The 15,753-nt window shown below is 73.2% G+C and carries 13 protein-coding genes; 3 read left to right on the plus strand and 10 right to left on the minus strand.

From position 1 onward, the window contains the following. Nucleotides 1-79: 79 nt before the first annotated feature. On the minus strand, nt 80-2,815 hold the full coding sequence (locus ADY59_RS20595) for an AfsR/SARP family transcriptional regulator (protein WP_231618813.1): 2,736 nt from the start codon (nt 2,813-2,815) through the stop codon (nt 80-82). Between the two features lie 252 nt (nt 2,816-3,067). Between ADY59_RS20595 and ADY59_RS20600 the strand changes: the two genes are divergently transcribed. Further along, nucleotides 3,068-5,392 carry a polysaccharide lyase 8 family protein gene (locus tag ADY59_RS20600; protein WP_049564492.1) on the plus strand — a complete coding sequence of 775 codons (2,325 nt, stop codon included), beginning with the start codon at nt 3,068-3,070 and terminating at the stop codon, nt 5,390-5,392. A 96-nt stretch (nt 5,393-5,488) separates the two neighbouring features. Further along, nucleotides 5,489-6,460 carry a glycosyltransferase family 2 protein gene (locus ADY59_RS20605; protein ID WP_231618808.1) on the plus strand — a complete coding sequence of 324 codons (972 nt, stop codon included), beginning with the start codon at nt 5,489-5,491 and terminating at the stop codon, nt 6,458-6,460. Here ADY59_RS20605 and ADY59_RS20610 read toward each other — a convergent pair. From ADY59_RS20610 to ADY59_RS20640, 7 genes are read right to left on the minus strand one after another with little or no spacing between them, the layout of a single operon-like run. Next, a complete protein-coding gene (locus tag ADY59_RS20610) occupies nt 6,441-7,691 on the minus strand; it encodes a glycosyltransferase family 4 protein (RefSeq protein WP_049564496.1) in 1,251 nt (416 codons plus the stop codon). The genes ADY59_RS20605 and ADY59_RS20610 overlap by 20 nt on opposite strands. Continuing rightward, complete coding sequence (locus tag ADY59_RS20615) at nt 7,688-8,956, minus strand: hypothetical protein (RefSeq protein WP_049564498.1); 1,269 nt, start codon at nt 8,954-8,956, stop codon at nt 7,688-7,690. Before ADY59_RS20615 ends, ADY59_RS20610 begins: the two co-directional genes overlap by 4 nt. After that, nucleotides 8,944-9,696: an NTP transferase domain-containing protein gene (locus ADY59_RS20620; protein ID WP_049564499.1), complete on the minus strand. Its 753-nt coding sequence runs from the start codon at nt 9,694-9,696 to the stop codon at nt 8,944-8,946. Before ADY59_RS20620 ends, ADY59_RS20615 begins: the two co-directional genes overlap by 13 nt. Further along, nucleotides 9,689-10,360, minus strand: a complete 672-nt coding sequence (locus ADY59_RS20625) for an HAD family hydrolase (RefSeq protein WP_049564502.1) — start codon at nt 10,358-10,360, stop codon at nt 9,689-9,691. Before ADY59_RS20625 ends, ADY59_RS20620 begins: the two co-directional genes overlap by 8 nt. Next, entirely contained in the window at nt 10,357-11,517 is a 1,161-nt protein-coding gene (locus ADY59_RS20630) for a 2-phospho-L-lactate transferase CofD family protein (RefSeq protein ID WP_049564504.1), read from the minus strand. Before ADY59_RS20630 ends, ADY59_RS20625 begins: the two co-directional genes overlap by 4 nt. Further along, the gene (locus tag ADY59_RS20635) at nt 11,517-12,272 is read right to left on the minus strand and encodes a glycosyltransferase family 2 protein (protein ID WP_049564505.1); all 756 of its coding nucleotides are present in this window, start codon (nt 12,270-12,272) and stop codon (nt 11,517-11,519) included. The genes ADY59_RS20630 and ADY59_RS20635 overlap by 1 nt, the downstream gene beginning before the upstream one ends. A gap of 26 nt (nt 12,273-12,298) precedes the next feature. After that, nucleotides 12,299-12,952, minus strand: a complete 654-nt coding sequence (locus ADY59_RS20640; RefSeq protein WP_082310262.1) for a hypothetical protein — start codon at nt 12,950-12,952, stop codon at nt 12,299-12,301. 386 nt (nt 12,953-13,338) lie between these two features. On the opposite strand from ADY59_RS20640, the gene ADY59_RS53425 reads away from it, so the two are divergent. Beyond that, the gene (locus ADY59_RS53425) at nt 13,339-13,878 is read left to right on the plus strand and encodes a calcium-binding protein (protein ID WP_269433626.1); all 540 of its coding nucleotides are present in this window, start codon (nt 13,339-13,341) and stop codon (nt 13,876-13,878) included. 77 nt (nt 13,879-13,955) lie between these two features. Here the strand turns inward: ADY59_RS53425 and ADY59_RS20650 are convergent, their stop codons facing one another. Both ADY59_RS20650 and ADY59_RS20655 read right to left on the minus strand, forming a co-directional pair. Next, nucleotides 13,956-15,062 (minus strand): sensor histidine kinase, encoded by a 1,107-nt coding sequence (locus ADY59_RS20650; RefSeq protein WP_049564509.1) that lies wholly within the window; start codon nt 15,060-15,062, stop codon nt 13,956-13,958. Further along, a complete protein-coding gene (locus tag ADY59_RS20655) occupies nt 15,059-15,721 on the minus strand; it encodes a response regulator transcription factor (protein WP_049564512.1) in 663 nt (220 codons plus the stop codon). Before ADY59_RS20655 ends, ADY59_RS20650 begins: the two co-directional genes overlap by 4 nt. Between the last annotated feature and the right edge of the window lie 32 nt (nt 15,722-15,753).

Below are 15,753 nucleotides of genomic sequence, written 5' to 3' on the forward strand. Positions count from 1 at the left end.
GGAAGCGCATTGTCAGTTTGACGTATTGCGCTAATTTGTCAACGCGGCTGCGTCGCCCCTCGCGATCGCAGCCGCAGGGTTACAACTGGTTCCTGATCGGTTCCGGCGTGTCCGGGACCGGCTGGGCCAGGCAGGCGGTCATCTCGGCCGGGGTGAGCAGACCGGTTTCACACAGGATCTCCAGCGACTCCCGCCAGGACTCCCTGGCCTGCTCGCGCCGCCCCAGGTCGTGCAGTGCGTGGCCGAGCCACCAGCAGGCCACGGCGATGGCCACGGTGGATCCGGCCGTGCGCAGGAGCTCGATCGCGTGCCGGTACTCCTCGACGGCCTCGTGGAGCAGTCCCTGGGCGCGATAGGCGTCGGCCAGGGTGTCGCGGGCGTCGCCGAGGTCGCCCACGTCGCCCACTTCCTCCATGATCGCCAGGACGTGCCGCGCCTCGCGCACGGCTTCCTCGTATCTGCCCTGGCGGTAGTAGACGTCCACCTGGTTGTTGCGCACGTGGGCCTCGTGATCCCGGCGCCCCGTCCGTTCGGTGATGGCGAGGGCGCGCCCCAGCGCGGCGAGCGCGTCGTCGTAGCGGCCCATCACGCCGTAGCTGATGCCGAGGTCGTTGAGGATTCCCGCCTTCCGGTCCGGCAGTCCGGCCCGGTCCCAGCAGACCAGAGCGTCCTCCAGGCGGGAGACGCATTCCTGGAAGCGCCCGAGTTGCTGCTCGACGGAGCTGAGCCCCTGCAACAGGATCGCCTGGGCCGTCCAGTCCTCCTCCGCCCTGGCCAGCCGCAGCGCCTCCTCGCTCACCTCGATGACCTCCGGGAACCAGCCCCGGCGGTCGAACAGCCATTGGGCGGAGACCGCGAGCCCCGTGGTGGCGGGATCGGCGTCCCGCGCCGCCTGGCGTACCACGGCCAGCAGGTTGTCCCGCTCGCGTTCGACCCAGTCGTTGGCGGCGGCCATGGTGGCGAGTTCCTCTCCTGGCCGCTCGGTGGGGAAGTGGAAGGCGTCCACGCTGCCGCCGTTCAGCAGCACGGAGGCCCGCTGCGAGGTGGCCAGGTAGTGGTCCAGCACGCGGGCGGCCGCGCCGGTCCGGTCCTCGTCGGGGACCTCCTGCTCCCGGGCGTACAGGCCGACGAGGTCGTGGAAGCGGTAGCGGCCCGGTCCTGCGACTTCGAGCAGGCGGGCGTCCAGCAGGTGTTCCAGAGCGGCCTCGGCGCGGCGCTCGGGCCAGCCGGCGAGCGCGGCCGAGGCGGCCGGGGTGTGCGTGGGCAGGTCCGCCAGCCCGAGCAGGGCGAACAAGCGGGCCGCGTCCCGGCCGGCGGGTTCCTCGCGCAACTGCTGGTGGCTGACCGCGATGCTGGCGCGTACGGCCAGATCGGCGTGCTCCAGCAGGTCGAGCCGCCGGGCGGCATCCGCCAGCCGTCCCGCGAGATCGGCGAGCGACCAGTCGGGACGGGCTGCCAGACGGCCGCCCGCGATGCGCAGGGCGAGCGGGAATCCGCCGCAGAGCCGCACGATCTCCTCCGCCGCTCGCGGTTCGGCCGCCACGCGATCGGGACCGGCGACCCGGGCGAGCAGCGTGACGGCAGCGGGGACGTCGAGCCTGCCCAGGTGCAGGTGCTGGGCGTTGTCCAGGGTGGCGAGCGGGTCGCGGCTGGTGACCAGGACGCGGCAGCCCGGCCCGGCGGGCACGAGCGGGCGGACCTGACGCACGTCGCGGGCGTTGTCGAGGATCACCAGCAGGTTGCCCGTGGCGGTGAGCGAGCGGTAGCGCGCGGCGGCTTCCTGGGGGTCCGTGGGAATGGCGGCGCCGTCCAGTCCCAGGGAGCGCAGCAGGTGGCCGAGCGCCTCGACGGGCGCCAAAGGGGCGAGCCCGGCGGTGGAGCCGTGCAGGTTGACGTAGATGACGCCGTCGGTGAAGCACCCGGCGACGGCATGGGCGACGTGCACGGCGAGCGCGGACTTGCCGATGCCGCCCGGCCCGTTGATCACGGTGACCGCGGCGCCGTTCACCAGGTCGGCATGGAGCCGCTCGATCTCGGCGGCCCGAGCCGTGAACGCCCGCGCGTCGGCGGGCAGGTCGGCCGGGGCGGCGTGCCGGACCGGCGCGGCCTGCCGCTCGGGCGTCAGGTCGAGCGCGGGATCCTTGACGAGGACGGCCTGGTGGAGCCGGAACAGTTCGGCACCGGGCTCGATGCCCAGTTCCTCGGCCATGACCCGGCGCAGGCGCCGGTAGACCTCCAGGGCCTCGGGCACCCGCGCGTCGCGGTACAGGGCGAGCATGAGCTGGGCGGCGGGCCGCTCCCGCAGCGGGTGCGCCGCGACGTGCGCGGCGAGCTCGCCGGTCAGGGCGCGGTGGTCACCGGCGGCCAGGCGCAGCTCGGCGTGGTCCTCCAGGACGGACAGCCGCTCCGTCTCCAGCCGGTAGGCCTCGGCCCTCGCCCAGGGGGCTTCCAGCCCGGCCAGCGCCGGGCCCCGCCACAGCGCGAGCGCCCCGCGGAACAGCGAGTCCGCGGTCGCCGTCGCACCTTCGGCGCGGGCGGCGCGGGCCCGGGCGGACAGTTGCACGAAGGCGTGGGCGTCCACCTGGCCCTGCTCGACCGCGAGCCGGTAGCCACCGGGCACGGTTTGGACGATCTCCGCATGCCCGTAGGAGGCGAACAGCTCCCTGAGCCTCCAGACCACGATGTGCAACTGCTTGTCCGCGGTCACGGCGGAGCTGTCTTCCCACACGTCGGCGAGCAGCCGCTCGGCGGGTACGGCCTGCCCGGCGGCGAGGGCGAGCCGGGCGAGCACCCCGATGCGCCGCAGCCCGACCATCTTCACGGGTAGACCGTCGGCCTCGACCTCCCAGGGGCCGAGGCACCTCATCTCAAGCCTCAAGGGCAGCGCTCCCATCGTCGACTCCAGTGATCGGGCCGCTGTGACGAAACGTCACGGCCTGATTGGTCCCGGCATCGCTGCTTGAGCCGGCCTCGCGCGCCGGATCACCGTCGCGGAGCCGAAAGAGCCACCCGGGTACCACCATAAAATCTTCGCAAAGGACGCTTGCGAGATTCTTGAAAGGCACTCATGACTCACCCCCTCAGCCGGCGGTCAACCCTGCTGGGTGCCGCGGCCGTGGCCGGCCTCACCCTGTGGGACAGACCGGCCGAGGCGGTCGGCAGCGCCGCGTTCGACGCCGCCCGTGAGCGGTGGGTGAGCCTGCTGGCCGGCGGGACGTACGACACCGCCTACGCCGACAAGACACGCGCGGTCGAGGGCTCGGCCAACGCGGTGCTGCGCAAGCTGAAGCCCACCGCCCGCCGCCCGAGCCTGTGGCCCGACCTGCCGCTGGGCGACCCGCGGACGGGCAACTTCAACCGCGCCTACAACCGCATGCGCACCCTGGCGCTGGGCTGGGCCACGCCGGGCACCGCCATGCACCATGACCGGCAGGTCGCCGGGACCGTGGTGAAGGCACTGGACTTCCTGTACGAGCACGCCTACCACGAGAGGCTCGACCCGCGGGGCAGCAACTGGTTCTGGTGGGAGATCGGCGTCCCCCGCTCGCTGACCGACACCTGCGCCCTGATGTACGACGGTCTGCCCCGGGACCGGCTCGACCGCTGGCTGCGCCCGTTGCGCCGCTGGTGCCCCGACCCGGAGCGCCGCGTCAGTCACCCCGGCGTGGTCGAGACCGGCGCCAACCGGGCGAGCAAGGCCATGGCGGTGGCGATGCGCGGAGTGCTGACCCACGACGCGCGCCTCGTCAAGCGGGCCAAGAACGCGGTCTCCGACCTGCTGCGGCGCACCGCGGGGCCGGGCGACGGCTTCTACCGTGACGGTTCGTTCATCCAGCACGACGTGTACCCCTACACCGGCAGCTACGGCGTGGACTACCTGGAGAGCGTGGCCAAGCTGATCGCCATGCTGTCGCGGTCACCGTGGGAGATCCCCGACATCGGGAACGTCTACGACATCGTGGACCGCTCCTTCGTGCCGTTCATCTTCGACGGGCTGATGATGGACTGCGTACGCGGCCGGTCCATCTCGCGTCAGGGCCACCGCGACCACCACTCGGGGCAGAAGGCCGTGGAGGCCATCCTCACCCTGCTGGAGGCGGCGCCCGAGCGCCATGCCCGGCGCTGGCGACCGCTGGTGAAAGGCTGGCTCACCCGCAACCAGGCCGTCCCCTACGACACGCTCGCGCCGCTGGCGAGCATCGCGAAGGCGCGGGCCCTGCTGGCGGACCCGTCGGTGCCGGTCGGCCCGCGCACCACGGGCACGTACGTCTTCGCCGACATGGACCGGATCGTGCACCGCCGTCCCACCTGGGCCTTCGCGATCGCGATGAGCTCGGAGCGCATCGGCGCGGCCGAGGCCATGAACCGGGAGAACCTGCACGGGTGGTACACCGGCGACGGCATGACCTACCTCTACACCGACGACCTCACCCACTGGAACGACGACCTGTGGCCCACGATCGACCCGTACCGGCTGCCGGGCACGACGGTCGACACCCGCAGGCGCGCCGATCTCCGGCACGGCAGGCGCCGCCTGCCCCCCACCCCGTGGGCCGGCGGCGTGGCGCTCGACGGCGAGTACGGCGCGGCGGCCATGAAGCTGATCGGCGACGGCTCCTCGCTGCGGGCCAAGAAGGCGTGGTTCCTGCTCGACGACGCGGTCGTCGCGCTCGGCACCGGCATCGCCGCCTCCGACGGCCGCCGCGTCGAGACCGTCGTCGAGAACCGCAACACCAACACCTGGCACCCGCCGCTGACCCGGGGCGACGGCTGGTTCCATCTGTCCGGGGTGGCCGGCTACGCGCTGCTCGACGGCGCCGACGCGAAGGTGATCCGCAAGGAGCGCACCGGCCGCTGGCGGGACATCGACAAGGGCGCCACCACTGGAGGCGACGACACCCCCGTCAGCAGGCACTACACGACGATCCTCATCGACCACGGCGTCGACCCGCGCAGGGCGCGCTACGCCTACGCCGTGCTGCCCGGCGCCTGCGTCGCGCAGACCGCCGCCTACCTCGGGCGGATCGACGTCCTGGCCAACTCCGGGACGGTGCAGGCGATCTCCCGCGACGACCTGCTCGCCGCCGTCTTCTGGCGGGCGGGGACCGTCGAGACCGCGTTCGGCCCCCTCACCGCCGACGGCCCCTGCGCGCTGCTGATGCGCCGCGACGACGAGCAGGTACGGCTCGCGGTCTCCGATCCGTCCAGGACCGCCGACGAGGTGAGGATCACGCTGCCCTGGGCGGTGAAGTCGGTCAAGGCGAACGACCGCGGCGTGCGCCGGAGCAAGAAGTCGGTCAAGGTGGAGGTCGGCGGCAGCCGGGGTCACGCCCGCACCGCGCTGGTGCGTCTGAACCGCGAAGGCAGAACCACGCGACCTGACAACTCCTGACAGATCAGGCGGAACCGGACGTGCGGTGGCGGGGTTGTGCCATCCTTGATCGACAGCCGCGTCCCGGCCGGGAGGAAACGGGCCACCATGACCACCGTGTCCTTGATCGTGCCCTGCTACAACGCCACCAAGACACTGCGCCTGTGCCTGGAGGCCGTGCTGGCGCAGACCCGGCTGCCCGACGAGATCGTCGTGGTCGACGACGCCAGCACCGACGGCTCGGCCGAGCTCGCCGAGGAACTCGGCTGCCGGGTCGTGCGGATGCCGGCCAACCGCGGCGTGTCCGCCGCCCGCAACACCGGCGCCGACGCCACCACCGGCGACGTCATCTTCTACCTCGACTCCGACGTGGCGCTGCGGCCCGACGCCGTCGCGAACGCCCTGGCGATCCTCGACGGCGACCCCGAGGTGGGCTGCGTGCACGGCGTCTACGACACCGAGCCGCTCATCGACGACGGCCCCGCCGAGTGGTACCGCATCCTGCACGCCGTGCACTGGCGGCGCCGGCACCTCGGCGAGGTCAACAGCGTCGTGTTCGCGCTGGCCGCCATCCGCCGCGACGTCCTGCGCGGCGCCGGCCGCTTCGACGAGAGCCTGCGCGACTGCGAGGACGTCGAATACAGCAGCCGCCTGGCCGTCCGCAGCCGCATCGTGCTCACCGACAGCGTGGTCGGCCGCCACGACGACGGCAGCCGCCTGCTGCCGATCCTCGGCGAGCAGTGGCGCCGCGCCCTGCCGCTCATCCCGCTCGCCCTGGCCACCAGCCGGCGCGGCGCCGCCAAGCCCGAGCACGCCAACCGGCCCACCGGCATCCTGGCCTGCGCGCTCGCGCTGGCGTGCCTGCCGCTCGGCCTGCTGTCCCCCGCGCTGCTCGCCGTCCCCGCCGCGCCGGTGGCCGGGTTCGTGCTGGCCGACCTGGAGCTGGTCCGGTTTGTGCGGCGCCGGCGCGGCCCGGCGTTCACCGCCTACTTCATGGGCGTGCACCTGGCCGTGCACGTGGTGCTCGTGACCGGGCTGGCCGTCGGTTCGCTGCGGATACTGCCCGGGATCAGGAAGAGGTACGCGTGAGCCGCCCCAGCGCGGCCTCGTAGCACGCGGCCGTCTCACGGGCCGCCCGCTCCCAGCTCAGCCCCTCGCTCACCAGCCGCCGGCCGCGTTCGGCCAGCTCCGCGCTCAGCCCCGGGTCGGTCATGACCTCCAGTACGCCCCGCGCGATGTCGCCGGGATCGCCGGCCCGGACGAAACGCGACGCCGGTTCGGCCGGATCGCCCAGGAAGATCCGCGAGAAGCCGTCGCCCAGCACCACCGGCCGGTCCAGCGCCATGGCCTCGGTCGCCACCAGGCCGAACGGCTCGAACAGCGACGGGAAGACGCACGCGTCGGCCATCGCGTAGAACTCCAGCAGCTCCCGCCCCGCGACGAACCGCCCGGGGGCCAGCACCCGTCCCGTCTGCCCCGACGCGGCGGCGATCCGCTCGACGCCCGCCACGTCTCCCTCGCCCACCAGCACCAGGCGCACCCCCGGCAGCCCGGCGGCGATCTCCGGCAGCGCGTCCAGCAACTGGTAGACGCCCTTCTGCCGCTCGATCCGGCCGACGAACAGCAGCGCCGGTTCGTCCGCCGCGATCCCGAGCCGCGCCCGCAGGCCGGCCGCCGCGACGTCGAGTTCCGCCCGGTCGAAGCCGGGGTCCGCGAGCACGTGCTCGAAGGTGCCCCCCAGCGGCACCACGTCGATCGGCGTGCGGGTCCACCCGGCCGCCACGAGCTGGTCGCGCACCTCGGGCGTGGCCACGACCACCCGGCGGGAGATCCGTGCCAGCCACCGTTCCAGCGCCGCGAACATCCCCAGCGGATCGGGGATGCTGCGCTGCTCGGCGACCCCGTACTCGGTCGTGTGGACGTGCAGGACGACCGGCAGCCGCAGCGCGTAGTGGCACAGCAGCGCCGCCAGGAAGTTCGTCGAGTCGTGCACCGCCACCAGGTCGGGGCGCGCCGAGCGGCGCAGCCGCAGGAAGTAGCGCCAGTTGCTCGCCACCACGGTCAGCGCCAGCAGCAGGAACTCCACCCCCTTGGTGCGGTTGAGCCGGCGACGGCGGCCGATCGCGCCCAGGAGCCTGCCGAGCGGCCGGTGGACCGTGATGCCCGGCAGCCGCTCCTCGACCGGCTGACGGCCGTCGTTCAGGGTGAAGACGGCCAGCCGGTGCTCGCGCGCCAGGTAGGGAGTGATCAGCTCGGCGTAGCGGCCCAGCCCCGCGGTGATGTTGGGCGGGAACTGGTTGACGATGTAGGCGATCCTCATCGTTCGGCCTCCAGGCGACGGTACAGCCGCGCGGCGGCGACGCCCACGACGGCCACGAGGATGACATTGGACAGGGCGAACGCCAGCAGCCCGCCGGCCAGCCCCCACCAGGCGATGCACGCCACCTGGACGGCCAGCGCCGCCGGCGAGCCGGCCAGCAGGCACGCGATGAGCACCCGCGCGCCGCGTACGCCGTCCATCGACAGGGCGACGGAGTAGAGGTTGAACACCGTGTGCGCGCCGATCCCGGCGGCCGACAGCGCCATGAGCTCCACCGCGTACGGGTACTCGCCGCCTATCAGCAGGAAGAACACCGTGCTCGCGGCGAACGCGAACACCGCCGTGGCCACGGCGACCGCCGGGGCGATCCGGGCGATGCGCCGCATCACGGCTGGTTTGTCGCTGGTGGCCAGCGCGGGCAGCAGCACCAGGCCGATCCCGTCGGTGAACACGACTCCGAGCAGCCGCTTGGGGAAGCCGTTGTAGACGGAGTACACGCCGACGTCCGCCGGGGCCGCCCAGTGGTTGAGGAAGATCACGTCCACGCCGAACAGCACCGAGGTGAGCACGGCGATGGCCGTCACGTACGCGCCGTGCCGGTACAGCGACCTGGCCAGCGACGCCGACCACAGGCGCGGCGTCACCCCGGCGGCGGCCACGGCGACCGCCGCCAGGAGCAGGTTGGTGGCGATCAGCGCGACCAGGTACGGCTCGGCGTCCCGTACGCCGAGCACCAGCAGGCAGTAGCCGGCGGCCGCCAGGTAGACGGCCGCCACGCCGAGCTTCAGCCACGCCACGAACGCGTAGCGGGCCAGCCCGCGCAGGAAGCTCTCGGTGAGCTGGTTGAGCGTCATCGACAGGGCCAGCGCCAGCGCGAATCCGAGCGTGCGGGCGTCCACCCCGAGCAGCCCGGTCAGCAGCGGCGCGGCCAGCAGGCCCGCCACCGCCAGCAGGGCGCTCAGCGCCAGCGTCGCCAGCAGCGCGGTGGTGACCAGCGCGGGCCGCTCGGCCGGGTCGGCGCGGGGCAGTTCCTGCAGCATGACGTAGTGCAGGCTGGTCAGCATGCAGACGGTGACGATCAGCGCGATCGTCAGCACCACGGTGAAGTGGCCGAACGCGGCGGCCCCGGCTCCCCGGGCGATGACGAGCGTGGTGGCCGCGGCCGTCCCGCTGGCCAGCGTGCTCACCAGTGTCGGGCCCGCCGCCCACCGGTGCCGGTCGAGCAGGCGGGCCACCCGGCCGAGCGGGCGGGTCAGCTCCCGCACCGCTCGTAGGCCCGGCGGGCGAACTCCAGGTCGGCGGGCGTGTTGATGCCCCGCGCCTCGTCCGGGTCCGCCACCGGCACCACCCGCACCGGCCAGTCCAGGGTCTGCGCCAGATGCGGCAGGAACGGCAGGAAGTTCACCTCGCCGGTGGCCGCGCCGAGACCCGCCCCGGCCGCGTAGCGCGCCCACTCCCCCTCCAGCCCGGCGGTGGCCAGGCAGAACACGCCGATGTCGCTCAGCCCGCCCGGGCGGCACGGCTCACCCTCGCGCGACATGCGCACCCGCGTCAGCCCGCCGGGCCCGAACTCGTACTCCACGTACGGGTCCGCCATCGCCACCAGCGGAAGCGTCAGGCCCGGCCCGGTGTGGGCGTCGGCGACGGCGCGGACGGTGCCCGGCGACAGGTTCGCCTGGTCGCCCCACACGACGAGGATCGCCTCGTGGCCGCGCCAGTGCGGCGCCGCGCCGAAGATCGCGTCGCCCATGCCGGTCGGCTCGCGCTGCACGCTCACCGACACCTCGCCGGCGGCGAGCTCGGCGGCGGCCAGCTCCCGGAACGGTCCTTCCCCCTCGGGGGAGAGCACCACGTGGACGTGCTCCACGCTCGGCCGCAGCCGCCGGTGGAGCAGGTGCCAGACGGTGACGCCGTCCGCGACCTCGATCATGATCTTGGGAACGGCGTGGCCCAGCCGGGTCCCCCGGCCGGCCGCCGGGATCACCGCGCAGATCCGGTCACCCACCGGCGCTCACCTCCTGCTCGACGACGGACACGAGCTCGTGCAGATCGCGTACGGCCACCGCGCCCGGCAACGGCGCCGTCGTGTGGACGTGCAGTGTGGCCAGCCCGGCGCCGGTCGCGGACGCCACCCCGTGCGCCGAGTCCTCCACGGCCACCGCGTCGGCCGCGTCCACGCCCCACAGGCGGCAGGCGTGGGCGTAGAACTCCGGATCGGGCTTGGCCACCGCGACGTCGTCACTGGTCAGCACGTCGCGGAAGTGACGGCGCAGCCCGCCGGCCGCCAGCACGCGCTCGACGGAGCCGCGGCTGCCGCTGGTGACCAGGTAGACGGCCCGGCCGCCGCCGGCCAGCGCGCCGAGGAGCCGGTGGGCGCCGGGGAAGACCGCCACCCGGCCCGCCGCCACGTTGTCGCGGTACAGGCGCTGCTTGCGCCCGGCCAGGGCCGTGGCGAGACCGGGCGCGGCCACCAGCCGGGCGGCCACCTCTGCGGTGCTCGCCCCGGCGTGGTCGGCGTAGCGGAAGGAGGCCAGCGCGGCGGGCGCGAGCTCGGCGATCGCCTGCCGGAAGGCCGCCTCGTGGGCCGGGCCGGAGTCCACCAGCGTGCCGTCGAGGTCGCACAACCAGACCCGCCGCCCGGCGACGGCGGCCCGCAGGGATCCCGTCACCCGGCACGCGCCAGGATCATCTCGGCCCGCACCGCCGCCAGCGCCTCGACCGTGCGGACGCCGCAGTGCGTCCCCGGCTTGCGCTCGTCCTCCAGGTCCGCCGCCACCCAGCGCACCCCCGCGCGCCCGGCGCGTGGCGGCACCGTCCGGCCGTGGCACAGCACGTGGGTGATGGTGTCCCGCTCGTTGCCCGGGTCGCCCAGGTACGCCAGGGTGCGGTCGACCAGGTCGGCGGCGCTCAGCCCCTGGCTGTCGTGGTCGTCGCGGAGGTTGACGACGAACACCTTGGCCACCGCCCCGCTGCCGTCGATCGCCTCGGCGACGCCCGGCGTCAGGTAGCTGGGCAGCAGCGACGAGTGCGGCGTGCCCGGCCCGTACACGATGAGGTCGGTGTCGCGCAGGGCGGCCAGCGCGCGCGGGTTCGGCGTGACGGCGGCGGCCAGCAGCGCCAGCGCCGGGCCGAGCTCGCTCGCGGGCAGGGCGGTCAGGCCGGCGCGGGCCCGCGCGGTGAGCGGTTCGCGCAGCAGGACCAGGCCGGTGATGGGCTCGGCGTCCTGCGGGCCGACGATGTCGGCCTCGTCGGCCAGCAGCGTGCCGTCGGCCTTGACCGCCGCCAGGTAGGCGTTCTCGCCGCCGGTCACGTTCTCCAGGGCGACGGGTGAGCCGAACATCTCGGCGCAGGCGCGCACGGCCGCGTTGAAGTCGCCGCCCAGGCGCAGGTAGGCGCCGGCGAAGACGAGGTTGCCGAGCGCGCAGTCGGCCAGGTCGAGGCCGCCGGGCCGGGCGGCCAGGCGGGCGGCGAACACCTTCAGATCGCGCACGATCGGCTCAAGGCCGGGCCCGGCCGCCGCCACGTCGTCGATCACGCGGCCCAGGTCCGCCGGGGTGGCGCCGCCGGGCAGCCGGTGCTCCAGCAGGTCCAGGCGGGGATCGCCGGCGTCGAGGTGCAGCAGCAGGTTCTTGCGGAAGTCCGACGGGCCCAGCATGCCCGGCAGGTAGCGGCGCAGCGCCCCGGTGGACAGCCCGTTGTCGTACCCGTTGATCAGCAGGGTGAGTGCGGCGCCCGGCCGGTCGAGCAGCCCGCGGGCGATGCTGGCGGCGCCCCGGCCACCGCCGAACATGGTGACCCGCCACGGACCCGGTTGCGGACGGCCCATCAGCCCTCCTCGGCGGGCATCGGCGCGCGCAGCACGCCACGGCGTAACAGCCAGTGGCGGAAGCCGAGGTAGGTCACGAACAGCGCGCGGTCCAGCGCGCCGCGCGCGAACCGCCAGCCGCGCCGGCCGCCGCCGCGCGAGCGGTGCCTGATGGGGATCTCCACCCAGGTGTGGCCGAGCTCGGCGATGCGGGCGGTGATCTCGGTGGAGCAGTTCATGCCGCCCGACTCGAGCGGCACCGAGCGCAGCAGCGGGCCGTGCACCAGCTTGAAGATGGAGTTGAAGTCGCGGAAGCGGGTGCCGTGCAGCACGTTGCTGACGGCGCCGCTGGCGGCCGACCCCCACCGGTAGGGCAGGCTGTCGGCCTTCTTGACCCGGGCGCCGGAGAACGCCACGCCGTCGCCCGCCTCTACCCGGGGCAGGAAACGGTCCAGCTCGGCGATCGGGAACTGGCCGTCGGAGTCGAGCAGCACCACCCAGTCCAGGCGGGTGGCGGCGATCGCGGCCGCGATCGCCGCGCCGGCGCCCCGGTTGCGCCCGAACGTGACGACGACCAGCTCAGGCACGGCCTCGCGCAGGTCCCGCAGGATGGCGCCGGTCCCGTCGGAGCTCCCGTCGTCGCACACGACGATCTCCCACGCGCCGACCGCCGGATGGCCGCGCAGGTAGTCGCGCCACTCCCGGACGGAGGCCGCGATGTTGGCCGCCTCGTTGTAGGCCGGCGCCGCGACCGAGACGTCGATGGTGCGGGGCAAGGGTCACCTCCGTGAAGTCGTACGCCTCAGGGCTGGGGCGCGAGCAGGCGCCCGATCCAGCGGTCCAGGGGCAGCAGGTTGATCCCCACGACGATCGGGACGTGCACGAGCGTGAAGACGATCGCCGCGCCGAACGAGATGGGACCGCCGGTGAACAGGTTGATGTGCGGGGCGTCGATCAGCTCGGGGATCTCGACGGGGTTGACGACCTGCCACATCACGTCCAGGAATCCCGAGAACACGATGACGACGCCGCCGGCCATGATTTTCAGCGTGCGGCCCGGGCTGCCGCCGGCCAGCCGGAAGGCGGCGGCGACGGTGAGCACGATTCCCGGATAAAGCAGCAGGTACAAGTGGGTGTAGAAGCTGTCGCCCTGGAGGCGGGCGCCGTCGCCGAAATAGAACCAGCTGATTCGCGGAATGAGATAGCCGGTGAAGAACAGGAACGGCACGCAGAGCAGCCAGTGCAGCCGGGGCGACACGTACGGGAAGAACGCGATGGCCACGCACAGGCAGACGAACGCGGACAGCCGGGCGACCAGGTCCCACGTGTTGCCGATCTCCCGCGCGTGGGGGGTGGCCAGCCAGACGAACACGAAGCCGCCGGCGCCCACGGCCAGGGCGATCCACCACACATGAGCTGCCCACCGGCGCGGCGGGGGCCCGTCGTAGGCCGTCATCAGGATTGCGCGCCTCTCGTCCAGACCATGCCGTGGGAGCGCTCCCACGACCTTGCCAGTGCCCAGTATGGCACCTGGCGGGATCGATTCGAGGCACAAATATCGGATATCGAGCATTCCGAAACTAGTCAGGGCCTGTCTGGAAATTCAGTAAAACTGCTGAAATAGGAGGTAGTGGTGATGTGGAACGATCCCATGAACGGTCATCGGTTGAAGATGTAAGTACCTGAAGATCGCCACGGGGGGCCGGTCCACGAATTTCTACGCCTGGCCAGTGTGTCCTTGTACGCGGAGGCGGGCGCGGAACTCCCCCAGAGTGTTCCCGGGGTCCGGAACACACCATCAAGGGGAACCAACGTATGTTCAGCATCAACACGGGTCGTCGCATGCTCAGAAGCACGAGCATGGCCCTCGGGTTCGCCACCGTCCTGGTCACCGGCGCCGTCGCGCTGGCCGGACCGGCGTCGGCGGCCACGGTCACCGCGCAACTCGACAGCGGCAGGATCCTCGTCAACGGCAGCTCCGTGGCCGACGGGATCGACATCGGGCTCAACTCGGCGGGCACCGTGGTGACCATCAGCAACACGCTCGGCTCGGTCGCCGCCGGTCCCGGGTGCACGCAGGCGGGGATCGACACGCAGTGCCCGGCCGGTGGCATCGATCGCGTCGACGTGTTCGCGGGGGACGGCGGCGACGCCATCCGCAACAACACCAAGCTGCCGAGCACGCTCTCCGGCGACAACGGCATCGACACCGTCAACGGCGGTACCGGCGCCGACAACCTGTTCGGCAGTTTCGGGAACGACACGCTCAACGGCCGGGGCGGCAACGACCGCCTGAGCGGCGGCATCGGCACCGACACGCTCAACGGCGGCGCCGACACTGACCGCTGCGACGGTGAGGTGGAAACCAACTGCGAGCTGTAGGCGCTCGCTCGACCGCCCCCGCCGGACAGCCCGGCGGGGGCGGTTCGCCTTCCGGTGGACACCGGTCCCGCCGCTGGTCAGCCGTCCGGCAGACGGTTGAGGCGAACGGTGACGCTCAGGCCCCCTTCGGGGCGTGCGACGGCGGTCAGGGTGGCGTGGTGCGCCTGGGCGACCGCGTTGACGATGGCCAGGCCGAGGCCGTAGCCCTCGCGCCGGCCGTCACGTTCCGGCGTCATCCTCTGGAAGGGCTGGAAGAGCCGCTCGATCTGGTCGCCGGGGACGATCGGCCCGCTGTTGGCGACCGTCAGGGTCACGTGCGTGCCGGAGGTCCCCGTGGTGATCTGGACGTGTCCGTCCGGGTGGTTGTGACGGAGGGCGTTGTCGACGACGTTGGCGACGAGGCTCCCGATCAGCCTCGGGTCCCCGGCCGTCACCGCGGGCGTCAGCCGTTCGGCGAGGGCGATGCCGCTCCGGGCCGCCCGGTCGCGGCGGGAGGCGAGCACTTCCGTGACGACGTCCGCGAGGTCGAGGGGGTCCCAGCGGGTGACGCCGCGTTCGCCGGTGGCCAGGGCGAGCAGCGCCTGCACGAGCCGCTCCTGGTGACCGCCGAGAGCGAGGGCCTCCTCGCAGGCCGAGCGGAGGGTTCCGGCGTCCGCGTCGGGGTCGGCGAGCGTGACTTCGAGGAGGGTCCGCAGACCGGCGAGAGGGGTGCGCAGCTCGTGGGAGGCGTTGGCGACGAAGTGCCGCTGGGCGTCGAAGGAGGCTTCGAGCCGGGCGAACAGGTCGTCGAGGATGGAGCCGAGCTCGGTCAGCTCGTCGGCGGGCTCGCCGAGGTCGAGGCGCTGGTGGAGGTTCCCGGCCGAGATGGCCTTGGCCGTGACCGTGATGGCCCGCAGGGGCCGGAGGAATCGGCCGGCGATGAACCAGCCGCCGGCGAGGGCGACCGGGACGAGGAGGACGAGCGCGACGGCGGAGCCGACGAGCAGCTGGTACGGGGCGAGCCCGTTCCCGGCCCAGGTGATCGAGCCCGGTGGCGGGCTGCCGGACGGAGCCGCCGACTGGAGACCGGCGAGCGGGATGCCGACGATCACGAGCACGACGACCCCGGCGGCGAACAGGCCCGCGGCGTGGAAGAGCGTGAGCCTGCCCTGCAACGACAGCCGCAGGCGCGGCGGGGCCGTCATGCCGGCCCGATCCGGTAGCCGCCTTCGCGGATGGTCTCGATCACGGGCGGGTCGCCGAGTTTGGCCCGCAGCCGGTGCATGGTGTGCTTGACCGCGGACGTGAAGGGGTCGGCCGCTTCGTCCCAGACCCGTTCGAGCAGTTCCTCGGCGGGAAGCACCAGGCCCGCCGAGGCGAGCAGGCATTCGAGGAGCGCGAACTCCTTCGGGCTGAGTTCGAGGCGCCGCCCGGCGCGGAAGGCCGCCCGGCGGGCCGGGTCGAGGGTGATGTCCCCGCAGGAGAGCGTGGGCGGAAGCGGGCGGGTGGCCCGGCGCGCCAGGGCCCGGACCCGAGCGACCAGTTCGGCGAAGGCGAACGGCTTGGGCAGGTAGTCGTCCGCGCCGAGGCTGAGCCCTTCGACGCGGTCCTCGATCGTGCCGGCCGCGGTCAGCATCAGCACGCGGGTGGCGGAGCGGTCGCCGGCGAGGTGCCGGCAGATGTCGTCACCGCCGACGCCGGGCAGGTCCCGGTCCAGGACGACCACGTCGTACTGGGTGGTGGCCAGACGGTCGAGCGCGTCGGTCCCGTCCAGCACGACGTCGACGGCCATGCCCTCGCGGCGCAGCCCGGTGCCGATGGAGCGGGCCAGAACCTCGAAGTCCTCGGCCACCAGGACCCTCATTGCGGATCACCACCGCTCGGGCGGCGACGGCG

The organism is Nonomuraea sp. SBT364, from assembly GCF_001083785.1.
In the GTDB taxonomy this organism is placed as follows: Bacteria; Actinomycetota; Actinomycetes; order Streptosporangiales; family Streptosporangiaceae; genus Nonomuraea.